Source organism: uncultured Maricaulis sp. (assembly GCF_905480005.1).
Taxonomy (GTDB): Bacteria; Pseudomonadota; Alphaproteobacteria; order Caulobacterales; family Maricaulaceae; genus Maricaulis.
The window spans coordinates 1-7596 of sequence record NZ_CAJQOO010000090.1; the positions used below are offsets into that span (position 1 = coordinate 1).

Consider the following 7596-nt stretch of genomic DNA (forward strand, 5'->3'; position numbering starts at 1 on the left):
AAGGCATCTGAGTAAGCCTCGGACTGAAGGTAATGTTGAATCAGGGCTTCACTAATGGGTCCACAGAACATGGTCAGTCTGTTCACATCGACCTCTTGCAGCAAGGCGTCGACTCTATCCGTAAGCCCGGCGCGAACATAATGCTGAAGAAGCAGTGTCTCGATCGACTCCTGGCGGGTCCATTCTCGCGTTTGCAGTCGCTCGATCAATTCATCGGCTTCAACAAACTGGCCGTTGGCCCCCAGCACCCAGGCAAGGCCACCTTCGGCATTGGCCACTTCGTCACTATCGGGTCCAAACACGCGTTGGCGGCGTGTCAGAATTTCCCGCTTCACTTCAAGGGCGGATTCAAGCTCCCCGTTTTCCACAAGCAGGAGTGAATACACACCGAGCGCCAAGATGCTCCTCTCATGGTCCACACCCAGAATTGCGTCGGCGCGGGCCGACTCGACCTCCAGGCCGCGCATGAATTGCTGGGTCGTGTAATGTCTTGTCTGGGATAGCCCAAGAGTCTGGATTTGCAGCATGTTCCTGATTTGACCGATGATCTCATTACGAACATCTTCTTGTCGATCAGGCGGCATTCGCTCAAACGCGGCGCGTTCATCCGGTATGCCTGCCAGTTCCATTTGCACAAACAATTCATGTCGGGCGTCAAGCGCTTGGGCCAACAATGCGCGACTTGGCCGCGCGGGCAATCCGGCTGCCTGCACGACCAGATCGACAATTCCAGCAATGCGATCGGGTAGCTCCGCGATTTCTCGCTGGCCTGGTTCGAATGTCGCGTCAATCTCGGCCTCGAGCCGGGCCGTCAATATCAGACGCGCAAGTTCTTCGCCTTCATCGTTGAGTTCAGGAAGGGCTGGCGGGGTCTGCGCCTCGTCGTTTCCAGACAGTATGCGTTCGAGTTCAGCATCATAGGTCTGGATGAAGCTCCAACCATTGACGATCCGGCTGGCCTCTGCAGCGCTCAGATCAGCGTGATCCCCACGCTCGCGGCCCAGAAACGCGGTGAGTACGTCGGCCGTGGCTTCATCTCTGACCGCCTGAGTTTCCTCGGCGTCTTGTACCGCGCGGGCCGGTGGCAAAGCCCCAACCGTCACGAGCAAGCTACTGCAAATGACCAACAGGGTTTGGAGGTACGCCGGAAACCGCATGCGCGTCATGGCGACGGGATCCGGGCAAGTACGGACTCCGCTTGACGCCAATCTTCCAGCACCGCCGGATCGGCGCCGGTCGTTTCCAGTTGTCGGATCAAGGCAGATACGCGTTCTGGTGCGGCCGGACCGAACAATCGCGCGGCGCTGATGGCGCGTCGAAAGGCGTCTTCATCGCATTCCGGCCGATCATCAACTGTCCGCCAGAACTGACGCTCGGTATCAATGTCCTGTCGGTCCAGAATGCAACGCCCTTCGGGTGGCAGGCTCAACCAGACGACAGCCCGCAAATCATTGACCGCCCCGTGCGTAAAATCGAAATGGCCGATACCCGTCGAGACCGAGCTGGTATCGACAGCCGTTATCACCTCGGCGATCTGCGGGAGCGGTACGGATTGGCCGGCCCGCGGGTGATTGCCACCCAAGGCCTGGGACAGTTGCAGGGCCCGGTCCTGGCTGGACGTGTACGCCGTCATCCCGGCCGCCAGTGGCGACACGTCATTGATCACGGCGGCGAAATATTCAGCATCGACATCAGGCGATGCCCAGATGAGCTGACCGAATATCGGCTCACCGGACCCGTCAGCCTGGTAGGAAAGCTGCTCGAGCGCTTCCAACAACAGCCGATTGCCCATGGAGTGCGCAATGATGTGAACCTCGCTCTCCCCGGCCTCGGCAAGGACCGTTTGGAGAAAGCGCGTGAAATGGCGTGCCGAGAGACCCACATTGTTCTGGCTGACCTGATAGGCGCCAACCGACTCGCCGTTTGGCCAGGAATAGAATGTCGCACCGGCACGCAGGTCGAGATCGACAGCGAGTTGAGCGGTTTGACGAGCCGCCTTGTCGAAGCTCACGGCATGCCCATGAACAAAGACAAACATGGCCGGAGACCGCGCCGACCCTGCATCATTGTCCAGGGCCTGACTCAATGCGCCGTCAAATCCGTCACTGCCAAAGCGGTGCGTATTCGAAATGACAATATGGACCCCATTGCGCGGCCCCTGAATGTCGAAGGCGCCCGGTCGGGGAATCGATCCGGGGGCCCGGTCTCGTGGTACGGTTATCTCCATTCGGCCATAAGCGAGCGGGCCGCGATCATTGGAATGCGTGTCGCGAGGGCCCTCCCCGATTTGCGCCCTGTTGGTGCCAAAAAAGACTTCGACCGTTTCGAAGCTGGCATCATCCTCCTCGCCGCCCAATGGCGTGAGGGTCTCACCGCCCTGGCCCGCGACTTCGAAACGCCGCGCGATGAAGCCGGCGCGGCGTTCCAAGGCCACAGCCCTGCCGGTCTCCTGTCCATGTCGGCGATAAAGCGCGGCGAGTTGGGACAGGCGGTTGAACAAAATGAATTCTGCTTCGTTCAGTTCGAGCGCGGATGCCCCGGATGTTTCGAGAGCTGCAAGGTGGTTTTCGGCAAGCCCCAAGGCCAGTTCGGACGCACTCTGAGCGAGAGACAGCTCCTCATTCCGGCTCAGCTGTCGTGTCAGGTCGCCATATAGTTCCGACAATTCAGTTTCGGTCAGGAGGCCGGACAAGTCTTCCGGATTCGCGAGGAGTATTATTGCCGCATCGCGCAGCGAGGCCGCGTCCGACTCGATTAACGTTTCCATCCAATACAGCTGTTTTGGCAAGAGCAAGAGATTACTGGGCGATGTCCGGTAGCACTCTGGGATTTTGCGGCGCGGGCGATAGACTGGCGGATGACAGCGGCGGCCGAATACCGCCATCACGACCCGTGCGGGAGACGGCATGGACGAGCTCGAGAATGGCAAGGAAAGCGTGGGTATGCCGGTCTGTCGCGCCTGCGGGTCGCACCAGCTGGATCGCTTCTGTGCGCGCTGTGGTCATCCGGTCCGGTCCGGGCGGCGAACGATCCGGGAGCTCCTGGGAGGCTTTGTCTCCGGTGTTATCAATAGTGACTTCAGGACCCTGCGCTCGATCGTTGCCCTGCTGGCAACACCCGGTGCGATCGCGCGGGACGCGATCGAGGATCGTGGTCGCTTCACCGATCCCGTGAAGACCTTCTTTGCCGTGATCGTGCTCTTCACCCTGTTCTACACGGTTCATCCCTACCAGTTCGCACAGATCGAGTTCGTTACGGCCGAGGAGTATGGCTTCACGAATCCGGAGTTGGCGCCCGAGTCGGGCGTTCAGCCCCGCTTCCTGCTCTTTGCCCCGCAGCAAACGGCCCTGATCTCGCCCGGCATTCGCGCGATGATCGAGACCGAGAGCGCCGATACACTGATCGCACGGGGGGATCTCTGGCCAGCCCTGCTTGCGATATCGCAATCACCGCTAGCCGAGGCGCGGCTGGCGCAGCGCCTCAACACCGTAATGGCCTATGCACCGCTCTGCACCATCATTCCCATCCTGCTGATCAACGGCCTGATTTCGCGCCGACGTCGGCTTGTCATGGATCATGTCCTGGTCTCGTTCGAGGCCGCCTCGACGACGCTCGTATTGATCATGCTGGTGCAGGTCGGCGTGTGGGCAGGCGCGCTGTTTGATGCCCGGCTCTGGACGACCTCCCTCGCCGGCCCCTTCCTGTTCGGGCTGGCGCCCGCGAGTCTGCTCGCACTGCTCGCCATGGACCGCCGTGTCTACCGCACAGCCTGGCTTTGGCTCCTGCCCAAATCGGCGCTGATCCTGATCATCTGGATCGTCCTGATCCTCCTGATTTCGGCTTTCAGCATGATGCAAGCGCTCGCCGGGCTGGGATGACGAGAGAGACCTTCGTCGTATCGGGCGCTACGGGCGCGTAAGCGTGCTCTCGAAGCATTTGAAAACGAGCGCTGCGCTTCGACGGCGCGAGCCTCACACCTCCGCCAGCAGCGCCTCGCTCACCGCCCACAGGCGCTCGGCGGCGTCGTCATCGCAGGCATGGGCATCCACGCCGGCATAGCGGGCGAGCGGGCCCTCAGCTTCGGTCGGGGCGGCGATGTCGCAATTCTCGCAATAGACGCCTGGCTTGCCATCCAGCAGGGCCGAACTGGCGGCCCAGAGCGTGGTTGAACAGCCCTGCTCCGGCGTCTTGAAGCCCTGCTTGGCCAGCTCAGACAAGTCGCCATTCTCGTCAAGCCATCCCAGGGCGATCATCTCCTCTTGCGGCAGATGCCGCTGCAGCGGCGTGAAAATACCGCCGGGATGGACGGAAAAAGCGGCGCCGCCGCTCGCCTTGAGACGGCGCGACAGGGCGTTGGCAAAGAGCGCATTGGCCGTCTTGGCCTGACCATAGGCCTGCCACTTGTCATAGGGCGTGTCACTGAACTGGATATCATCCCAGCGAATGCCGCAGATCTTGTGAGCGGTGGAGGACAGCGCCACGACCCGGGTGCCGGCCTGCGAGATCAAGGACGGCATCAAGGCCTGGGTCAACGCGAAATGGCCCATGTGATTGACCCCGAACTGGGACTCCCAGCCCGGGCCGACCCGAGCCTCCGGACAGGCCATGATGCCGGCATTATTGATCAGGAAGTCGATCGAACCGCGCGCCTTCAGCACGTCCGCTGCGAAGCGCCGTACCGAGGTCAGGTCCGCCAGGTCCATCACGGCCGTCGTGACGTCACCGTCGACATCCGCCAGCGTCGCGGCGGCCTTCTCCGGCGACCTCACCGGCACAAGGACTGACGCGCCCTTCGCCGCCAGGGCCCGCACGGTTTCCAGGCCAATACCGCTATATCCGCCGGTGACGATGGCGAACTTGCCGGCGAGATCGATATCGGCGAGCACCTCGGCGCCGCTGCTCTTGGCGTGAAAGCCCGATTGTGTCGGCACCTGCTCGGATACAGCCATGTCTCTTCTCCCTGCGGATTCCCCGCGTGTCGGTCGGTTCAGTTCAGCCGGGTAACGGCCATGATATAATTGATATTGTCGAGCTGATAGCGGTCCAGCACCTGCCGGCTCGGCCGCGCCGGATAATAGGGATAGGGATCGCGCACAGTGATCTGGTCAACCTGGGCACGTCCATATCTGTCGATCCGGTAGTCAATTCGGGTCGCCACCATTGCATGGCCAAGCCCGGCGACAATGACCGGAATACGGTTGGCGAGATACTGCGAAACCCAACTATTGGGGTCATTGGCATCAAGGCCGCGATCCCATTGCCGCACGATTCGCGCGCGTGTGCGGCGTCCTCCCGGCCACACAGTCGAGTTGACCACCTGGTTCATCTGCGAGGTCGTTGCCGGGTTGCAGGCCAGATCCGGATAGGCGCGCGAGACGATATAGCGCTGATCGACCCTGAGTCCTTGCACCGCCAGACACATCTGGATCGAGGCGGCCCAGCACCAATTCGGACAGGCCTGCTGGGCGTAGAAGAAATCCATGGCCGGAATGCCGGCGCTGCAGGCAATGGCATTGGGCAACTGCTGGCACTGATAATCAGCCGAGGCGGCCGCCCCGCCGCTCGCCGCCGCCAGGCCCCCGAGAAGAAAATGGCGCCTGTCCATATCAGACCTCCCGCCCGGCCCGCCTCAACACACCTGCCCTCGCGGACTGGTCGCGCGCCCATCCGCGACGACCACGCCGGAGCGGGAGATCGTGACATAATGAACCGTCCCGTCCGCGCAGCCCACGGTGAGGGCAGCGACATCGGTCGAGAATTCGGGAGTCACTGGCGCCATATGGGTCACGCCCGTCAGCGGGATCGCATTGCAGGGTTCACCCGCGCCTTGGGAAAAGGCCGTTGCGCCGGTTGCCGCGACACCGGCAGCGAAGGCGACGGCCGCCACCGCGACAGATTTCAATCCCGATTTCCTGACATGCATGGCCTCGTCCCCATTTTGTTTCCCCGCAAGACAAGCCCGGGAACCGCGCCGAGACAACTGCATTCTTTGCTGCAGCGCGAACTTCGCTTGCCACGCGGGGCCGGTGCGACCTAACGTTCATCGTGAACATTGTTCGCTTTTTACCAGGGAAGCCCCGAACCGATGCAACTCGTCAGTGATGTCATTCTGGAAGACCAGCCCCAGGTCGATCCTCGATACGGTGCCCGATACCCATCCCTGGACGGCTTTGATCTGTGGGACCCGCAGGCCTGGACCGCCGGTCACCCGCACGATTTCTTCGCGCGCATGCGCAAGGACGCACCGGTCATGTGGCAAAGCGCCGATCCCAAACGCGCGGGATACTGGTCTGTCACCCGGTATGAGGACATCAAGACAGTGGAACTGGCACCGGAGATCTATTCCTCCGAGCGTGGCAGCATCAACATGTTCGTGATGCCGCGAAAGGAATGGAAGCCGAAAAAGCTGATACCGGCCGCCTTCAACTCGATCATCAATCTCGACCAGCCGCAGCACATGCAGATGCGGATCCAGCAAAAAGACTATTTCATTCCCCGCTTTGTCGCCGAACTTGGCGAGCGCGTTGACGCCAAGATTGACAGCCTGCTCGACGAGATGGAGCGGCGCGGTCCGGTGGTCGATTTCGTCCCGCTCTTCTCGCAGGAATTGCCGCTCTTCACGCTGTGCGAAATGCTGGGGATCGACGAACAGGACCGGCCCAAGATCATCCGCTGGATGCACTATTTGGAACTGGCGAACCAGTATTTCGTCAATCCGTGGACCCTGCTCTCGCGGCGCCCCTGGTTCCCGATCAAATTCTATCACTATGTCAACGAGATGTTCGCCTATGGCGAGCGTGTCATGGCGGACCGGCGGGTCAATCCGAGGCAGGATCTGATGACCGCGATCGCGAATACGCAGATGGCCGGAAAACCCCTGCCCCAGGAATATCTCGATGGCTCCTGGTTGCTGATCATTTTCGCCGGCAATGACACGTCACGGAATTCACTGTCGGGCACGATCCGCCTGCTCACCCAATTCCCCGACCAACGCGAACGCGTTCTCGCCGATCGCTCGCTGATCCCGGCCCTGACGAATGAGGCGCTGCGGATGATCTCGCCGGTCCAGCACATGCGACGCACGGCAATGGAGGACACCGAACTCAACGGCCAGCGGATCGCCCGCGACGAGAAGGTTCTCCTCTGGTATCCGGCCGCCAATCGCGACCCGGACATCTTCCCGGATCCGGACCGTTTCGACCTGTCCCGGGAGAATGTCGACAAGCACATCGCCTTCGGTCACGGCCCGCACAAATGCCTCGGCAACCGGATCGCGCAAATGCAGTTGCAGCGCGCCCTCACCAAGATCCTGGAACGCTTCCCGAATATTGCCTGGACCGGTCGGCAGACCATCTCGCCGAACACGCTGGTTCACGCAATCTCCAGCCTGGAGGTCAATCTCTACGGCAAGGACGGGCAGCGGCCGACCCACATCACGGTGCCGGCCTCCCACAACGCGCAGGGCTGAGCATCAACACGCTGGCGCCAGGCCCGGATCGGGTTAGGTTGAGCTTGAACAAGGAGCGAGGCGCCGCATGACCGAGATCAATCCCGACAAACCCGTCCTGGTAACCGGCGGAACCGGCTATCTGGCCG

The 7596-nt window shown here is 61.5% G+C and carries 7 protein-coding genes; 2 read left to right on the plus strand and 5 right to left on the minus strand.

Translation table 11 applies throughout. The features are described from left to right. On the minus strand, nt 1-1166 hold a 1166-nt coding region (locus QZ266_RS08670; RefSeq protein WP_295694022.1), incomplete at its 3' end, for a tetratricopeptide repeat protein. Next, nucleotides 1163-2767 carry an alpha/beta hydrolase gene (locus tag QZ266_RS08675; protein ID WP_295694025.1) on the minus strand — a complete coding sequence of 535 codons (1605 nt, stop codon included), beginning with the start codon at nt 2765-2767 and terminating at the stop codon, nt 1163-1165. The genes QZ266_RS08670 and QZ266_RS08675, both read right to left, overlap by 4 nt. A gap of 139 nt (nt 2768-2906) precedes the next feature. Between QZ266_RS08675 and QZ266_RS08680 the strand changes: the two genes are divergently transcribed. Continuing rightward, entirely contained in the window at nt 2907-3878 is a 972-nt protein-coding gene (locus QZ266_RS08680; protein WP_295694027.1) for a hypothetical protein, read from the plus strand. 93 nt (nt 3879-3971) lie between these two features. Here QZ266_RS08680 and QZ266_RS08685 read toward each other — a convergent pair whose 3' ends face one another. Genes QZ266_RS08685 through QZ266_RS08695 form a run of 3 tightly spaced genes read right to left on the minus strand, consistent with a single transcriptional unit; the run spans nt 3972 to nt 5902 of the window. Further along, entirely contained in the window at nt 3972-4949 is a 978-nt protein-coding gene (locus tag QZ266_RS08685; protein ID WP_295694030.1) for an oxidoreductase, read from the minus strand. A gap of 38 nt (nt 4950-4987) precedes the next feature. Beyond that, entirely contained in the window at nt 4988-5605 is a 618-nt protein-coding gene (locus tag QZ266_RS08690) for a hypothetical protein (RefSeq protein WP_295694033.1), read from the minus strand. 24 nt (nt 5606-5629) lie between these two features. Then, nucleotides 5630-5902, minus strand: coding sequence for a hypothetical protein (locus QZ266_RS08695; protein ID WP_295694035.1), 273 nt, complete (start codon nt 5900-5902; stop codon nt 5630-5632). A 183-nt stretch (nt 5903-6085) separates the two neighbouring features. Here QZ266_RS08695 and QZ266_RS08700 point away from each other — a divergent pair, with 183 nt between their 5' ends. Further along, nucleotides 6086-7468 carry a cytochrome P450 gene (locus QZ266_RS08700; RefSeq protein WP_295694036.1) on the plus strand — a complete coding sequence of 461 codons (1383 nt, stop codon included), beginning with the start codon at nt 6086-6088 and terminating at the stop codon, nt 7466-7468. Nucleotides 7469-7596 lie beyond the last annotated feature (128 nt).

Bases quoted from the DNA above. Each gene is read 5' to 3' on its own strand.
- QZ266_RS08675 (WP_295694025.1), bottom strand. From the start codon at position 2,767: ATGGAAACGTTAATCGAGTCGGACGCGGCCTCGCTGCGCGATGCGGCA.
- QZ266_RS08680 (WP_295694027.1), top strand. From the start codon at position 2,907: ATGGACGAGCTCGAGAATGGCAAGGAAAGCGTGGGTATGCCGGTCTGT.
- QZ266_RS08685 (WP_295694030.1), bottom strand. From the start codon at position 4,949: ATGGCTGTATCCGAGCAGGTGCCGACACAATCGGGCTTTCACGCCAAG.
- QZ266_RS08700 (WP_295694036.1), top strand. From the start codon at position 6,086: ATGCAACTCGTCAGTGATGTCATTCTGGAAGACCAGCCCCAGGTCGAT.
- QZ266_RS08690 (WP_295694033.1), bottom strand. From the start codon at position 5,605: ATGGACAGGCGCCATTTTCTTCTCGGGGGCCTGGCGGCGGCGAGCGGC.